A 16,188-nucleotide genomic window follows, 5' to 3' on the forward strand; every position below is an offset into this window, starting at 1 on the left:
AAGTTACCACTTTTTAACCCCTGTATGCAGCACTTTAAAAATCCTTATTTACAAATTACGGTTATTATTTTATGCCTGTTCATTATTTCATGCAATAATGCCAACAAGCCAAAAGATAAACAAATAGTTGACGACCCCGAACAAATGGATACTAAGGCCAGCGAAAATATTAGAGAGGTTCTGGAATTTGCTTTAAAAAATACTAGTAAAGTTGATGATAGTATCAGTTTAAATCTTGCTGCTATTGTTGATAATTTTTATGCTTCGGCAAATTACGAACCGGTGTGGAGCACTAAAGAAACCTGGCAACCTCTTGCGGATACGTTGTTTAATTTTATTACCAATGCGGAGCTGGAAGGATTGTTTCCAAAAGATTACCATTTTAAAAATTTGCAAAAATTAAAAAATAAATTAGATACTGATTCGCTTAAAAGAATGGATGCCGCATTATGGACAAGGGCCGACCTGATGTTTACCGATGCATTCATGCATATTATAAAAGATTTAAAACTAGGCAGGTTGCAGGCCGATAGTGTGAGTATTAATAAGGATTCGGCACTGGCAAGTGATTTTTTTGTAAAAAATCTTACTAATTTAATAGAAAAAAAAGAATTTACAGCCTTGCTAAATTCTTTGCAACCTGTAAATAAAGGTTATTGGGAGCTTAAAAAAGGTATTAAAATGTTTTTAGACAGCATGGACAAGCGAACCTATACTTATGTTACCTATCCTTATAAAAAAGGAGATATAAAAGATTCGTTGTTCTTTATAAAGATGCTGCAAAAAAGATTAATTGAAAGTGGCGTAATAAACTTTGCAGATAAAATTACTGACTCAGCCAATTTAAGCAATGCAGTAAAAAAATACCAAAAGCAAAAAGGATTTAAACAGGATGGAAAGATTTCATCAGCTTTAGTAAGAGCAATGAATGTGAGTGATGTGGAACGATTTAAACGAATTGCCATTACACTAGACAGGTATAAACAATTGCCTGCAAAAATGCCCGAAAAATATATCTGGGTAAATTTACCGGGATACTATTTGTGGGTAATTCAAAAAGATACTATTGTGTTAGAATCTAAAGTAATTTGCGGCAAGCCCGAAACAAGAACGCCTTTATTAAACAGTGCTATAACTGATATGGTTACCTATCCAACCTGGACGGTACCCAACAGTATTATTACAAAACAATATTTACCTAAATTAAAAAATAACCCGGGTTACCTGGCAAGAATTGGATTAAAACTTGTTAACGGCAAAGGCGAAACTGTAGATGCATACAGTGTTAACTGGAGCAAGTACACTAAAGGCATACCTTATAAAGTAATGCTGAACAGCGGCGATAATAACGCACTGGGAATTTTTAAATTTAATTTTAATAACCCTTATGCAGTTTATTTGCATGATACCAACCAGCGTTATCTGTTTAAAAATTCATCAAGGGCGTTAAGCCATGGCTGTGTAAGAGTGCAGGAATGGGAAAAATTAGCTTTTTACATTGCCCGAAACGACAGTATGAATATCAGCAGTTCGGATACTTTAAAATACAATACCGATTCTATAAAAAACTGGATAGCACATAAAGAAAAGCGACGCATAGATGTAAGAAATAAAATTCCCATTTTTATTCGCTACTTTAGCTGTGAGGGAAAAGACGGAAAGATTAAATTTTACGATGATATTTATGGAGAAGATAAAGTGCTGAGAGAAAAATACTTTGCCAATAAATAAATATTTACTTCAGAAATCCACTTTCTTAATTTTACAGCTGCTGCATGAAATTATTTTTACTAAAGAAAAAAAATATTATACAATTGCTATTGCTGCTCACTTCAGCAATATTTTTTAATCAGCCACTTTATTCTCAGGATAGCGGAAAGCCGGCAAAAGTAAAAACCGTTAACACAAAACGGGTATTATATGGACTGGCTAGTTTTTATCATAATAAATTTATTGGCCGCAAAACTGCCAATGGTGAAATATTCAGCCAAAATAAATTAACCTGCGCCTGCAATGTATTGCCATTAGGCACCTGGATAAAGGTTACCAATATGCGTAATGGCCGCACAGTTATTGTTAAAACCAACGACAGATTGCATCCAAGGATGAAAAGAATTATTGATCTTACAAAAGCTGCTGCGATTAAACTGGGTTATGTTTCATCAGGACTCACCCGTGTAAAAGTAGAAGTTATAGGTAAAAAAGCACCTAAACCCTGAGTGATGCAACAAATTAAGCCTAATAGCTGTCTGCCCCAAAACGCTTCATTTCAATAATGTGGGTAAATTATTTTACGTTTTGAGTGTAAGCCAGTATTTTTGTCGCAATTAAGTAAACTAACAAATATGAAGAAAATCTTATTACCGTTACTAACCATCGGTATGTTTATCACCAGCTTTGGTCAAAATGATTACAAAAAACGTCCGGCATTAGGCGTACATTTTATACTGAACGATTTTAAAACGGCCGCAGCTATACGGTCAACCAGTTTATCCAGTGTTTTACAGAGTAAGCAATGGAAACAAACAAAAAACATGGCATCTGGCCTTGGCTTAAGCTATATACAGGGTTTAAGTAATAATATTGATTTCGCAACCACACTTTCTGGTTCTTTTTTAGATTACCCAGTTCCTGGTAAAACATCATCTGGCTCAAGCGAACTTTTATTAGAAGGTGTTGCAACAGCAAATTTTAAACTATTATCAGACAAATATTGTGTAGTACCATTTATAACTGCAGGTTTAGGTGCTTCTAAATATAAAGGCTACTATGCAGCAATTGCTCCGGTTGGCCTTGGCATCCAGGTAAACCTGTTTGACGAAGCGTTTATTTTATTGAATTCTCAATACCGTATTCCCGTAACAGAAAATGCTGCCTACCATTTGTACCACAGTGTTGGTATTGCCGGTAATATTGGAAAACCAAAAGCCGAGCCAGTACCAGTGGTTGTTTTACCTCCGGTAATGGAAGCACCAAAAGACAGAGATGGCGATGGTGTTTTAGATACTGATGATAAGTGCCCGGATGTAGCAGGATTGGCTTCTTTAATGGGATGCCCCGATAAAGATGGCGACGGCATTACTGATGCAGATGATAAATGTCCTGATGTTGCAGGGTTATCAAAATACCAGGGTTGCCCAATACCAGATACTGATGGTGATGGTATTAACGACGAACAGGATAAATGCATAAGTGTAAAAGGTGTGGCACGTTACCAGGGTTGCCCGGTACCGGATACCGATAATGATGGTGTAAACGATGAAGAAGATAAATGCCCTAACGAAGCTGGACCTGCAACCAATTTTGGCTGCCCGGTAATTGCACAGGCAGTAATTGATAAAATTAATTATGCGGCTAAAAATATTTTCTTTGCAACAGGCAGTGCTAAGTTGTTACCTAAATCATTTAAATCATTAAACGAAGTGGCCACTATTATGGCTGCTGATAAAACTTTAATGCTGGATATTGATGGACATACCGATAGCCAGGGTAAGCCTGATAAAAACCAAACTTTAAGCGAAAACAGGGCTAATGCTGTTAAAGCATATTTAGCAAGCAAAGGTGTTGATGAAAGCAAAATGGCTGCTGCTGGCCATGGACAGGATATGCCAGTTGCTGATAATAAAACTGCCGCAGGCCGTGCTAAAAATCGCCGGGTGGAAATGAAGGCAAGAAATTATTAATTGATTTATCTTAATAAAATACTAAAGCAGGGTTCTATTAATATGAACCCTGCTTTTTTATTTAGTATCCAGGTAAATCTTTTTAAAGAAAACAATAAATATCCGCCATAAATGTTTTAGAAATGACCAATGACTTAATGACTTTACAATATTGACAATTGACCATTCACCATTGCCCATTTACAACCCACAACCAACCAACATGAATTTTTCAACTGCAATAAGCGCCGATAGAAAAACATTTAAGCAAAACCATTTACTTAAAATTTACTTAGTTATTTTTTTTATTTGCTGGGCAGTTACTTTTATAAATACTACCAACCGCTCCAACTGGTTTACCGAAAATGTACTGACCGTTATTTTTATTGTCAGTATGATTTTAACGTACAAAAAATTTAAGTTTAGCGATTTGAGTTACACACTATTTTTTGTTTACATCTTATTGCATATTTATGGTGCCGAATATACGTATGCCGAAAACCCTTTTGGTTACTGGTTAAAAGAAACCTTCCATTTAAACCGCAATTATTACGACCGTATAGTGCATTTTAGTTTTGGCTTTATGCTGGCTTACCCCATGAGGGATTATTTTAAAAATTATATGCAGTGGCCCGATTGGGTTTGCTGGATTTTACCGGTAGAAATCACTATGTCGTTCAGTGCAGCCTACGAACTTATTGAATGGCTGGTGGCCGATGTTTTTTACCCCGAAGAAGGCGCTGCTTACCTTGGCAGCCAGGGAGATATTTGGGATGCACAAAAAGATATGGGTATTGCTTTTGCAGGTGCAATACTTTGTATGTTATTGTTCAGGGTTATAAAGGCGGTGAGGAAGAAGGGGTAGGGATGTTGTTGTTAAGGTGTTTAGATTTTCAGGATTTATTATTTTTAAAATGCTTGTTTAGATACACAATAGGGTTTAAATAAAACATTTTCTTCCACCCTTGTAAGCTTTTATCAAATTGCCATGGGTATGGAATTATTGTTTTTATTGTATAATGCAGGTGCGGTGGCTTACCAACAGCATTGCCCGATGTACCAACTGTTCCAATAGAAGTATTTGTTGTAACAAAAGAAAAAATATTTGTCTTTATGCTATCTAAATGAGCGTAATAATGAAGCCGCCATTTGGGGCCAAGTATAAGTACCACATTGCCTCCCATTTTATTTTGACCTTTAAATAAAACAATACCGCAGGTAGATGCATTAACAGTAGTTCCTTTTTTTGCAAAAATATCAACACCTTTATGTGTTACAGATTTTCCCCAGGGATAAAACCAATAAGAATTTTGTGAGTAGCTTTTGATTGTGGCACCTTCAACAGGTATATTAAAAGATTGAGGAATTAGATATCCTATTATAATAATTACTAAGAGAATGAATATAAATTTTCTAAGTTTATGTTTCTTTTTAGGCGATGCCATAAAATTATTGATACGATTTTCTATCCTCAGTTTTGCAATCAAAATTAATTTCCAATTCAATATTCATTGCCGCCACTGGTCTTCTCTTTTTCTTTCTTAAGTAATTTCTTTTCTTTTTCATCAAGCGGCCTTATGGCTGATGGCAATACTGCTTTAGGCGGCGTTTTTTCATCGGGTTTACTTTTAGCCTTTGTATTGGTATCCGCTGCAGGTTTTTGTATCTCACTTTCTATAGGAATTTTTTCCACAGGTGTTTCCTCTTTTATCGGCTCATTAATAAAATCGCCTGCATCGCCATTGCCCTGGTCAACTGTGGTGCTGTCGCCCTGCCTGAATAAATCACCCCAGCCTCCGGCATCCCCGGATAATTCCCCGTTAGAAAACGAAGCAGGTTTTTCAAACGTTTTCATTTTACCATAGCCTAATTTTTTATCTCCATAAACCTTACTCATAAAAATGCCCCACTTTGGTGCAGCCATTTCATTACCGCCGGATGTTCCTGCATAAATTCTTAAAAAAGGATCTTCGCAACCCACCCAGGTACCTGCTAAAAGTTCAGGTGTATAACCAATAAACCAACCATCGGCATTATCGTTTGTAGTGCCGGTTTTACCCGCCATTTCAACAGGTATATTATAACTGTTAAGCGAACGTGCCGTACCAAATTTTACCACACCCTGCATTAACTGCACCATGGTAAAAGCCGATGCTTCACTCATTACCTGTTTAGATTCGGGCACAAACTCTTTTAAAATATTGCCACTTTTATCTTCAATCCGGGTTACTAAAATTGGTTCGGTAGTTAAACTTTTATTAGGGAACATCGTGTAAGCCTGCAGCATTTCCAGCATAGGAATTTCGGCAGCACCCAATGCAAGAGAAGTATAAGGAGGGAGTTTTGATTTTACACCAGCACTGGTTGCAAATTCAATTACTCTTTTTACACCAACCAGGTTGGTTATTCTTACAGCAGCTGCATTTTTTGAAAATGCAAGGCAGTTAGCCATTGTGCCGCCGCCGCCAAAATATTTCATCTCACCACCATACTGCACCGATCCGCCGGGAATTTCTGTTGCCGGTGTGTAACCAGCATCCTGCACCGCTAAAGAATAAATTAATGGTTTTATGGTAGAGCCTACCTGACGTTTAGTAGTGATGTGATCGAACTTAAACCATTTATAATCTATACCGCCAACCCAGCATTTTACCTCGCCGGTTTTAGGATCCATCGCAGCAAAGGAAGTTTGCAATAATTGCTTGTGATATTTTATAGAATCATAAGGCGTCATGGTGGTGTCTTTTTCCCTTTTTGCATTCCATGCAAATACTTTCATCTTTACAGGAATAAAAAAAGTTTTTTTGATGTCGGCCTCTTTCATTTTTTCTTCCGATAAATTCTTCCAGCGGTCGGTATATTTCATTGCTGATTCTATAGTGCTTTCGTGGCCTTTCCACATTTTTGCACCATTGTTCTTCATGATCCAGTCTAATTTTTTTTGTATTACCGGCATGTGTTGTACCACTGCTTCCTCAGCATACTGCTGCATTTTACTATTGATGGTAGTATAAATTTTTAAACCATCACGGTGCAAATTATATGGTTCGCCTGTTTTGGGGTTAACGTTAGCAAGGCACCAATCTTTCAATTTATCTTTTAATACATCCCTGAAATATGGGGCAATACCTACATTCTCATCTATTTTTTTAAAATTAGTAATAAGAGGCTTGGCTTTTAGTTTTGTAGCTTCAGCTTCAGTTAAATATTTTTCTTTACAAACTACCATTTGGTTTATTACCGTATTTCTTCTGTCCATCGACTCTTTGGGACGTGTTATAGGGTTGTAATAATAACTTTTTAACATTCCAATTAATACAGCGGCTTCTTCAATTTTTAAATCTTTAGGTTCTTTTTGAAAATACATTCTTGATGCATTTCGGATACCAAATACATTTGCCCAGGGAGCCCTGTTTAAATAGAGTGTAATAATTTCTTCTTTGGTAAAATTGCGTTCTAATTTTACAGCAACAATCCATTCCTTTATTTTTTGAATCCCCCTTTTCAAAATATTCCCTTTTCCCTGGCCAAGCATCATTTTGGCCACCTGCTGGGTTATAGTACTGCCACCACCTTGTGTACCCGCAGTAAAAACCACCCTTCCTACAGCCTGTGCATCAATGCCAGAGTGATCGTAAAAGCGTTCGTCTTCTGTTGCTATTAAAGCATGGATGGCATTAGGTGATATTTCATTGTACTTTACCTCGCTGCGGTTTTCTGAGTAATATTTGCCCATTAAAATACCATCACTGCTGTAAATTTCTGTTGCAAGATCAGCTTCGGGATTTTCCAATTGTTTTATAGAAGGCATTTTGCCAAGCAATCCAAAGTTGGCACCTACAAATAGCAGTATCACAAAGACTAATCCGCCAATAAATATCCGCCAAAAAATTTTTACAGAACGTTTCATATAATATAAAGAGTTAAGGGGGTTAGTTTAAATGAAAAACACAAAAATACTTTTCCGGGTTATTTTTTATTGATACAACCTGTTAAAACTTGCCGGGATATTGTTTATTTAACAGGGCCTTGTAACCGGTTATATCTTTATTTAATTTTAATACCTGCAGATTTTCGGCGGTAATAATAAAAAACGAGTATTTATTTGCAGGCAACCACGATAATTCCCTTGCAGCAGATTTTTTTATCTTTTCATAATATTGCAATGCTGTGGCACCATCGGTAAAAGAAGAAATAATTAATACGGTGCGTTCGCCATCAATTACATCTTTAACAATATCAATTTTTTGGCCGTAATAATTTTCTTTATTGTAACGGGTAAAAGCATTTTTTGCTTCGTTAATATAAACCCCATCTACTTTTTCTAAAAGCATTATAACGGTATGCGGCGAATCGGGCCTTATAACAAACGTACCATTAGTTAGTAACGGAGCTGCTTTTGCAACAGTATCTTTTATTACCGGTGCAGCTACCGCAGGCTTTTGTATAACCGACGGAACGTTAACTATTTTTACCGGTTGCTTTACGGCTGGTTGATTATCATTTGCCATTAAAACAACATCCTCCTCGGCACGGGTTACCTGTAAATTAGTAAGATAAGTTTCAATTTCTTTTCTTCTCTTAATTACATCAATCATAGTTTCGGCTTTGGCTTTTAAAGGCGAATTGGGATTGTTTTGTATCAATGTATTTAAGCCGTCTATTGCAACACTGTCGTTGCACATTCTTACATTGTACAGTGCTTCTATATAAAGTAATTGAGGTGTCCAGTAATTAACGCCGTATAAAGAATCTGCTTTTTTCTTTTCACTTATTGCCTTGTCAAATTTCCCTTCTATAAAAAGATCATAAACGTTTTCGTACGTTTTTGTTGCTTCGGGGTTTTTTGTTTTGGGGTTTAATGCAGCTGGTGTATTTGCCATCTTCCATGATTTGGAACTGGCAAATTTAGTATTCAGTAAATTTTTATAATAATTAGCTCTTTCGCTATTGCCTAATTTGTTATAGCAATAGTATAAACCTAAATAAATTTCACCGTCAGCTAATTTATCAGGAAAACGCTGTAAACTTTCTTCATAAGTTTTTATCGCTTCTTCATAATCTTCTAATTCGTTTTGATAAAGTTTTGCAAGGCTTAATAAATTGGTAGAAAGAATGCTGTTGCTGGTGTCAATTTTTTCCGGGGTAAGCGGCAGCGTTTGCATAAGGCCATCGTAAGTAATTTCTGTTGCCTGGGCGGAGGAGGTGGTATTAGTACCTCCATCTTTACCCGGTGCTGCAGTAATATTGCCTGCATTGGTTTGTAAAGTTTGATCAATTGCCGATTTTCTACGCCAGTTATCTACATTAATCCTTGTACCCCATTTACTTTTAAAATCGCTAAAGCCCCTTGTTTTTAAAGCACTGTTGTAAAAATACCATTCTCCTTTAGCAGTATTGGCAGCAAAAATATCCGCAGGCGCATTATTTGCACTGCCGAAGGTGAGCGGATCGGTTCCGGCATTACTGCCATCGTCTTTTAAACCATTTTCCTTACGCAATTTCTTTACTAATTTTTTTACAAAGGCTTCTCTCTCGGCTGGCGAAAGTGCGGCTATGCGTTGCAGACTGTCTTCTCTTTCTATATTGGTAATATGGTCAACAATTTTTGTTAATGCAGCCTTCCTTATTTGTACCTGGGCAAGGTTATCGGTAAAAGTAGTATCACTCATTTGCAGGCTGTCGTACATATTGGCAGCCATTTTATACATTTTACGTTTGTAAGCAATATCGCCTAATTGTAAAAACGCTTTGTTTTTATAAGTGATATTATTTTCGTTGTATCTAACACTTTTATCAAAATTAATTATAGCAGCATTGGTGTCAGGTCTTTGCAATAATAGTTGTGCGGCAGAATAATAAACTATATCACGGTAAGCTTCAAACTTATCTTTTTTTGCCATTTTTAAAAGCGTGGCAATGCTGTTGTCTAATTCTTTTAAATTATCACCGGTGCGGTACATTTTAGCATCATTTAACCTGGCATAAATATCAAGCAAAGGATCTACTGTATGTTTAGAAGCTTTTACATAATACTCCGAAGCCTTTTCTGTTTGGCCGTTCATCTCATATAATTGTGCCAGCAAAAATTCTCTTCGTGATCTATCCTGTTTATCATCGGCATTAGTTAATGCTTTTTCTAAATGAGCAGCGGCGCTGTCGTACCCCGACTGTTTAAAATACCAGTAAGCATTTACATCATCTAAATCGTTTTTTAAACGCTTGGGCAGGTTGGCATCGTTTTGTAAAGTATTGATGAGGCCGCCGCTTTCGCCAAATTCGTTTTGCTCAATTAATGAACGGGCAAGCCATATTAATGCATCGTTGCGGCTTGGCGGAAGTGATGCCACCTTTTGTAAAAAATTTCTTTTTTCTGTATTGGCTATAGAGATATTGCTGCCACTTGCCGATTCGTTACCACCCACCACACGATTATCGTCTTCCTTTTTTTTGCGTGGGAAAAGATTATAATTAATAAACTGAAACGTCATTGCTGCAGAATCAAAATCTTTTCGGTAATAATAAGATTTTCCAATAAGCAGGTACATATTATCTACCCAGTCATTTCTTAAATCATGCAATAAAATACCGGCGGTGCTTTTGTAAATAACAGAATCCAGTTCTTGTTTTTGCGATGCTGTATTTTCTAATGAATAAGGATAGAAGGGCAGCAGTTTACTGTAATCGTCTTTATTACTCAGTTTGGCTCTTTCCACCACAGCATTAACTTTATTATTGGCATTAAAATAATAATTGTAATGGGTTACCGTATTTTGTAAAAGGTGCCTTGAAGTAGTAAATTTTTTATCAGCAGTTTTTTCTGACCCCAGTTTTCTGTTCTCGTATTTCTCTGGTTTTTTTTCTTTGCCAAACGGGTCAATGGTCCAGGTGGGCTGTGCCATTAAAGTATAAAAGCAGCTGTTAACTGCAAAAAATAAAAAAATAAAAGCAATGGTTCTTTTCAGCATGTATCAAAAGGTTAGAAAACAGGCATAAATATCGGTTATTTTTAGCAATTGTTTCAAGAAAGCTGGTGGCTGATTACACTTTAATCTTTTTTTAAGATGCGCCGCAACTGCTTCGCATATTACGGTTGCTTTTACCGAGTAGTATTACTCTTTTTTGCACATTTATTGCTTTTTAAGCAGGCTTTAATTATTTTTATCCTCCACAAAAAAAAATATGTCAAAATTTGACGCTAACAACACATTAAAAAGGCTGCGGAACCGTTACAGATTAGTGGTGATGAATGAAGACACTTACGAAGAAGTGGTAAAATTTAAATTAAACAGGCTGAGTGTATATATTGCTTTAAGTACCCTTTTTGTTTTATTAGTAGGATTAACCGTTGCTCTAATAGTTTTTACTCCGCTAAAATATTATTTACCGGGTGTAGGTTACGGCAACTCCAAACAGGTAAAGGAGTACAGGATACTTAAAGTACGTACAGATTCAATTGAAAAGGCGCTGGAATACAAACAGCAATATTTTAACGATTTACAAAAAGTATTGCAGGGCAGTGTTCCAAAATTAGATACCAACAAACTGGATTTACCCAAATTAGAAAATAGCGACGATTGAACTGAAAATTTTTCAACCTCAAAAACTACAGAATATGTTTAAATCCAAATCTAAATCATCATTCGATGAATCGACTGCTACTTCCACTACCATTATTGGTGCAGGAACCACTATTAGCGGCAACATACAAAGCAATGGCGATATACGCATTGATGGTGTACTGAAAGGTAACCTTACTTCAAAAGCAAAAATTTTAATTGGTGCCGATGGCGTTGTGGAAGGGGACATTGATGGTAAGCAGGCCGATGTTTTAGGTAAAGTAACCGGTAAAGTAAAAGTTGCCGAACTGCTGTACCTGCATGGCAATGCAGTAGTGGATGGTGATTTGTACGCCGGAAAATTACAAATTGAACCAACTGCATCATTCAATGGCCAATGCCATATGGGTGCTAATGTAGTGGAGTTTGTTACCGAAAGAGCCAGTGCGGTTAACGAATAAATTTATTCGGCATTGGTTTAATCAAATTCATTTTACAGTACGGTTATCTTATTAAATGTAACCACAGAATAATATTTTTTAAAAAGTTCAGGGGTAATGCCATGAACTTTTTTGTTTTAGTTTAGCTGTTATCTTTGTACAGTCTAACTTTTTATTTTCACCAATTCAATTACCAAACAATCAGTAATGAAAGACAGGCGCAAACAGGTTTTACCCCTTATATTTATTTTTATTTTTCTAAATACTTTTTTTTTAACGGGTAAATCTATTTTTGAAAAATATGGAGTGGACAGAAATGTTTTAATTGCTGCCAATGCTTTATTTTTTTTAACCAACTTTATTGCTTTTCTTTTGCAGCGCAGGGCTTTGCAAAATACTAACCCCAATGTTTTTGTACGCAGTATGATGGGGGCCATGATGATAAAAATGTTTGTAGTGCTGGGGGCATTTTTAGCGTATGTAATTATTATTGGCAAGTCGGTTAATAAACCTGCAATATACATCTCCATTTTTCTGTACTTCCTTTATCTTGCTGTGGAAGTTGCCATTGTTATGAAGCTGAACAAACAAAAAAATGCCTAAACAGGAAGCCCCGCTTTTACAGTTACAATCGTATTTACCCGCCGGCAGTTTTGAAGAAGTGCTGTATTACCTGCAGCATTATAAAGTACACCTTACCGTTAGCCGCCAAAGGCAAAGTATTTTAGGCGATTACCGCCATGCCCATGCAGGCCAAACACACCGCATTAGCGTAAACGGCAATCTAAATAAATATGCATTTTTAATTACGCTTTTACATGAACTGGCGCATTTATTTACGTACGAACAATTTGGCCACCGTGTAATGGCACATGGTAAAGAATGGAAAAATGAATTTGGTAAAATACTGGCCAAGTTTTTATTGAAGAAAATTTTTCCGGCAGATATTGAAAAGGCTTTGATGCAAACTTTACAAAACCCTGCAGCCAGCAGTTGCGGCGACGAAAAATTATTAAGGGTTTTAAATAATTATGATGATAAAAAAAACGGCATTTATTTAGTAGAAAATATTGCCGAAGGCAGCCTGTTTAAAATTAAAGGCGGCAGAATTTTTAAAAAAGGGGAGAAGATTCGCAAGCGGTATAAATGTGTAGAAGTAAAAACAGGAAAACTGTATTTGTTTAGTGCCGTATATGAAGTGGAGATTTTAACCACTAACGATTGACCATTCACTATTCACCATTGACCATTGACTATCCATCTTGCTAAAACATTTTCATCGGCACTTATTTTACCCAGCACTTTATATTTACTTTGCTGTAATACCCAACTTGCTGCGGCTTTTTCTTTTTGTACATTTCTTGTACCCACAACAGTGGAGTGAATAAAATAAATTTCTGTTCCATCATTATAAATAAAACCAGTGTGGTTATCTAAACCAACAATGTATAAGCCGTAACCCTGCTGATTTATATTTTGTATAAAATTATTCATAGCAATATTGCTAAAGCGTTGTATATATTTCGGTTGAATTAAGGAAAGCATCATTTGCTCCGATGCACATTGCGCCAGCTTTACCCTTGCAATATTTAAACCAGCATCCCGTAAAACCGTAGTAACAAAATAGCCGCAGGCAATAGTTCCTTTTTGCGGCGTTTGGCTAATGCCATTAAAATCCCAGGCTGTACCAATCCAATTGGGTATAATAGTTTCTGCAACCGATGCAGTGAAAATTTTTTCTTTTTGTTGTTTAGATAGCTTGCTCCAGGCAGCTTTATTTTTTTGTTTAGTAAGAAGAATATCTTTTTTGCAGTAGTCGTAATTTAATTTTATTGGAATAATTGCTGCCGGTTGCCTAAATACAATTGCTGGCTGCCTGGCTTTTTTTCCGCAGGAAAAAAATAAGCTGAGGGAAAGCAGGAGGAATAATATTTTCATTTTGTATATCTGCCATTAGATTCATGCTGCATTTAATTCCACAAAATGTATTGTTATAAATCTTTTAGCATCCAAATATCGCAGCCGCCATGGCCACTATTGCCCTGCGGCGATTGTAAATAAGTGAATCCCATTTTTTCATACAGGGGTACAGCGATAATTAATTCGGGCATTGTTTCTAAATACATTTTTTTATAGCCCAGATCTTTGGCGGCGGTAAAACATTTTTCCATCAATAGTTTTCCAATGCCTTTGCCCCTGGCAGCGTTGCATAAATATAATTTTACCAATTCGCAGGTGCCGGCAGGTAAGTTTTGGGTGGGGTAAATACCGCCGCCACCCAATAACACGCCATCTGTTTCGGCAACAAAATAAATACTGTCAGGTGTTTTAAAAATTGCTGATAAATTATCGGTAGTATCATCAAAATAAACAGTGCCGGGTTTATTGGCCTTAAATTCCTCCAGCGAATTACGGATAATTTTTGCCAGGGCCTTGTTATCTTCTGGCAATATTGTTCTTATTATTACAGTACTCATAAATTTATTTCCTTGTATCTTCTGCAAATCTTAATAAATTGCCATTGTTGTCACGTACACAAAATTCTTTCAATCCACGGTTTTTGTCGGCTAATTTACCATTGGGCAAAATGATGTTTAATGCTGATAATTCGATATAAAGATCTTCGATATTACTTACCTGTATATAACTACGGGAGTTTTCACAAAGATACCTGTCGGCACATAAAAAAAAGTGCAGTTCGGCATCATCTTTTTTCATTACTACATATCCCCCAAGATCAAATGCAGTAAAACCTAATTTACTTTCGTAAAACATTATGGTCTCTTTTATGTTGATAGCAGGCAGAACTGGTATGGTTTTTTGTATCATTTTCATTTTATTGACAGTTAAGGTACTGAGTTTTAAAAAAATGCTCTATTTTCGATTTTAAATCAATCAATTAACCCCATTGCAGGATATAATAAAATACAGTGAAGAGGAATTGGTGTTGCAACTGCAAAACCGAAACCAGCAGGCATTTTCGTATTTATATGATAATTATGCTGCAGCCCTTAACGGGATTATTTACAGGTTGGTAGAAGATAAAGAACTTAGTGAAGATATATTGCAGGAAGCATTTGTAAAAATCTGGAACAATTTTTCTAATTACGATACCACTAAGGGAAGATTATTTACCTGGATGCTGAACCTTACCCGAAATCTTACTATTGATACCCTACGCAGTAAAGGATATAAAAAACAAAGCAAAATCTCAAGTGACGAAAACTCCGTAAGTAATTACGCCGATAATAATGCTACAGTTGAACGATTTGATGCGATTGGAATAAGAAAACAGCTAAGTAATTTAAAACCAGAACAAAGAAGTATTATTGATATGGCTTATTTTAACGGGTACACTCAGGACGAGATTTCGAAAGAAATGGGTATTCCGCTGGGTACTGTAAAAACAAGAATGCGATCAGCAATATTAGAATTAAGAAAAATGTTACAATAAAAGTGCAAGTACAAGATATCATATCATCCGGTTTGCTGGAGCTTTACGCAACAGGCCTCGCCTCTCAAACAGAGCGGCAGCAGGTAGAGCATTGGATAAAACAATATCCGGAAGTTGCATCTGAATTAAAAGACATAGAATCAGGTTTAGAAGATTATGCACAGGCAGCAGCTGTTAACCCACGAACAGAAATAAAAGAAAAAATTTTTACCAGGATAAATGCTTTAAGGCCGGATAGTGATACAGATGATGGATCAACCGCCAAAGTGGTTGCCTTTAAAAATTACTGGAAATTTGCAGCAGCTGCATCAATTATTTTACTTGCAGGCAGTGCAATAATGAACGTGATGTATTATAACAAATATGATACAGCCAGTAAAGATTTACAACAAACACAGCAACAGCTTGCACAGGTACAACAGCAAACTGATGACATGAAAACTGATTTAAATATTGTACAAAGTAAATATAGCATACCTGTTGCGTTACAAGGTCAACCAACTTTACCTGAAGCCACAGCAAAAATTTACTGGATGAAAAATACCGGTGATGTAATGGTAGATGCCAGTAATTTACCCGATGCACCAGCTGGCAAGCAATACCAGTTTTGGGCTATTGTGGATGGTAAGCCAGTTGATGGTGGTTTAATAATTACTAATGATAAGGGAAAAAAATTCCGCATGCAAAAAATGCATGCATTTGGAAGAGCGGAATTCTTTGCAATATCTTTAGAAACAGAAGGGGGTAATCCAACACCCACTAAAGTAGTAAGTATGGGCAAAATCTAATGCTCATTTTTTAATCTCACACATTTTTTTTATTTTTTATTTTTCAATTGCAATATTGTTTTATTACTGCATTGTTATTGTGTAGAATTCTTCAACACAAAATATTTTTTATAAAAAAACAATCCATTCTTTTTCATCTGCCGTAAATGTTTCTGTAAATAAAAAATTAAAACAAACTTAAAAACACATTTATGAAACAGGTAAAAAAATTTCTTTTTGGAGCAATAGCAATGTTATTTGTTAATGCATCATTTGCACAAATGGAAAAAACAGTTATGGTTGGTG

General features: G+C 36.1%; 16 protein-coding genes. 10 read left to right on the forward strand and 6 right to left on the reverse strand.

Translation table 11 applies throughout. The features are described 5' to 3' along the window. The first annotated feature begins 24 nt into the window (after nucleotides 1-24). The 4 genes from ACY651_RS13980 (at nucleotide 25) to ACY651_RS13995 (ending at nucleotide 4,527) form a co-directional block, all read left to right on the forward strand. The gene (locus ACY651_RS13980; RefSeq protein ID WP_462253786.1) at nucleotides 25-1,731 is read left to right on the forward strand and encodes a L,D-transpeptidase family protein; all 1,707 of its coding nucleotides are present in this window, start codon (nucleotides 25-27) and stop codon (nucleotides 1,729-1,731) included. A 44-nt stretch (nucleotides 1,732-1,775) separates the two neighbouring features. Then, nucleotides 1,776-2,219, forward strand: a complete 444-nt coding sequence (locus tag ACY651_RS13985; protein ID WP_462253788.1) for a septal ring lytic transglycosylase RlpA family protein — start codon at nucleotides 1,776-1,778, stop codon at nucleotides 2,217-2,219. Nucleotides 2,220-2,345: 126 nt separating this feature from the next. Next, nucleotides 2,346-3,683, forward strand: a complete 1,338-nt coding sequence (locus tag ACY651_RS13990) for an OmpA family protein (RefSeq protein WP_462253790.1) — start codon at nucleotides 2,346-2,348, stop codon at nucleotides 3,681-3,683. A gap of 202 nt (nucleotides 3,684-3,885) precedes the next feature. After that, entirely contained in the window at nucleotides 3,886-4,527 is a 642-nt protein-coding gene (locus ACY651_RS13995) for a DUF2238 domain-containing protein (protein ID WP_462253792.1), read from the forward strand. 28 nt (nucleotides 4,528-4,555) lie between these two features. On the opposite strand, the gene ACY651_RS14000 is transcribed toward ACY651_RS13995, so the two are convergent. The 3 genes from ACY651_RS14000 to porW all read right to left on the reverse strand — a co-directional run bounded on the left by ACY651_RS14000 (nucleotide 4,556) and on the right by porW (nucleotide 10,630). Then, on the reverse strand, nucleotides 4,556-5,149 hold the full coding sequence (locus ACY651_RS14000) for a M23 family metallopeptidase (RefSeq protein WP_462253794.1): 594 nt from the start codon (nucleotides 5,147-5,149) through the stop codon (nucleotides 4,556-4,558). A 14-nt stretch (nucleotides 5,150-5,163) separates the two neighbouring features. Beyond that, complete coding sequence (locus ACY651_RS14005) at nucleotides 5,164-7,572, reverse strand: transglycosylase domain-containing protein (RefSeq protein ID WP_462253796.1); 2,409 nt, start codon at nucleotides 7,570-7,572, stop codon at nucleotides 5,164-5,166. 82 nt (nucleotides 7,573-7,654) lie between these two features. Next, nucleotides 7,655-10,630: a type IX secretion system periplasmic lipoprotein PorW/SprE gene (gene porW, locus ACY651_RS14010; protein ID WP_462253799.1), complete on the reverse strand. Its 2,976-nt coding sequence runs from the start codon at nucleotides 10,628-10,630 to the stop codon at nucleotides 7,655-7,657. Between the two features lie 214 nt (nucleotides 10,631-10,844). Here porW and ACY651_RS14015 point away from each other — a divergent pair, with 214 nt between their 5' ends. The 4 genes from ACY651_RS14015 to ACY651_RS14030 all read left to right on the forward strand — a co-directional run bounded on the left by ACY651_RS14015 (nucleotide 10,845) and on the right by ACY651_RS14030 (nucleotide 12,886). Then, a complete protein-coding gene (locus tag ACY651_RS14015; RefSeq protein WP_462253801.1) occupies nucleotides 10,845-11,243 on the forward strand; it encodes a hypothetical protein in 399 nt (132 codons plus the stop codon). A 34-nt stretch (nucleotides 11,244-11,277) separates the two neighbouring features. After that, complete coding sequence (locus tag ACY651_RS14020; RefSeq protein ID WP_462253803.1) at nucleotides 11,278-11,682, forward strand: bactofilin family protein; 405 nt, start codon at nucleotides 11,278-11,280, stop codon at nucleotides 11,680-11,682. 186 nt (nucleotides 11,683-11,868) lie between these two features. Then, nucleotides 11,869-12,264 carry a hypothetical protein gene (locus tag ACY651_RS14025; RefSeq protein ID WP_462253805.1) on the forward strand — a complete coding sequence of 132 codons (396 nt, stop codon included), beginning with the start codon at nucleotides 11,869-11,871 and terminating at the stop codon, nucleotides 12,262-12,264. Further along, complete coding sequence (locus tag ACY651_RS14030; RefSeq protein ID WP_462253807.1) at nucleotides 12,257-12,886, forward strand: SprT-like domain-containing protein; 630 nt, start codon at nucleotides 12,257-12,259, stop codon at nucleotides 12,884-12,886. The genes ACY651_RS14025 and ACY651_RS14030 overlap by 8 nt, the downstream gene beginning before the upstream one ends. Nucleotides 12,887-12,897: 11 nt before the next feature. Here ACY651_RS14030 and ACY651_RS14035 read toward each other — a convergent pair whose 3' ends face one another. The 3 genes from ACY651_RS14035 to ACY651_RS14045 are packed head-to-tail and all read right to left on the reverse strand — an operon-like array spanning nucleotide 12,898 to nucleotide 14,490. Continuing rightward, nucleotides 12,898-13,599 (reverse strand): hypothetical protein, encoded by a 702-nt coding sequence (locus ACY651_RS14035; protein WP_462253809.1) that lies wholly within the window; start codon nucleotides 13,597-13,599, stop codon nucleotides 12,898-12,900. Nucleotides 13,600-13,652: 53 nt separating this feature from the next. Continuing rightward, the gene (locus ACY651_RS14040; protein WP_462253811.1) at nucleotides 13,653-14,138 is read right to left on the reverse strand and encodes a GNAT family N-acetyltransferase; all 486 of its coding nucleotides are present in this window, start codon (nucleotides 14,136-14,138) and stop codon (nucleotides 13,653-13,655) included. A 4-nt stretch (nucleotides 14,139-14,142) separates the two neighbouring features. After that, a complete protein-coding gene (locus ACY651_RS14045) occupies nucleotides 14,143-14,490 on the reverse strand; it encodes a VOC family protein (RefSeq protein WP_462253813.1) in 348 nt (115 codons plus the stop codon). A 79-nt stretch (nucleotides 14,491-14,569) separates the two neighbouring features. Here ACY651_RS14045 and ACY651_RS14050 point away from each other — a divergent pair, with 79 nt between their 5' ends. Together ACY651_RS14050 and ACY651_RS14055 are read left to right on the forward strand one after the other, a co-directional pair. Further along, nucleotides 14,570-15,115, forward strand: a complete 546-nt coding sequence (locus ACY651_RS14050; RefSeq protein ID WP_462253815.1) for an RNA polymerase sigma factor — start codon at nucleotides 14,570-14,572, stop codon at nucleotides 15,113-15,115. A gap of 2 nt (nucleotides 15,116-15,117) precedes the next feature. Next, nucleotides 15,118-15,903 carry an anti-sigma factor gene (locus tag ACY651_RS14055; protein WP_462253817.1) on the forward strand — a complete coding sequence of 262 codons (786 nt, stop codon included), beginning with the start codon at nucleotides 15,118-15,120 and terminating at the stop codon, nucleotides 15,901-15,903. Nucleotides 15,904-16,188: the final 285 nt, after the last annotated feature.

Origin of the sequence: Ferruginibacter sp., assembly GCF_031391665.1 — a bacterium.
In the GTDB taxonomy this organism is placed as follows: domain Bacteria; phylum Bacteroidota; class Bacteroidia; order Chitinophagales; family Chitinophagaceae; genus Ferruginibacter.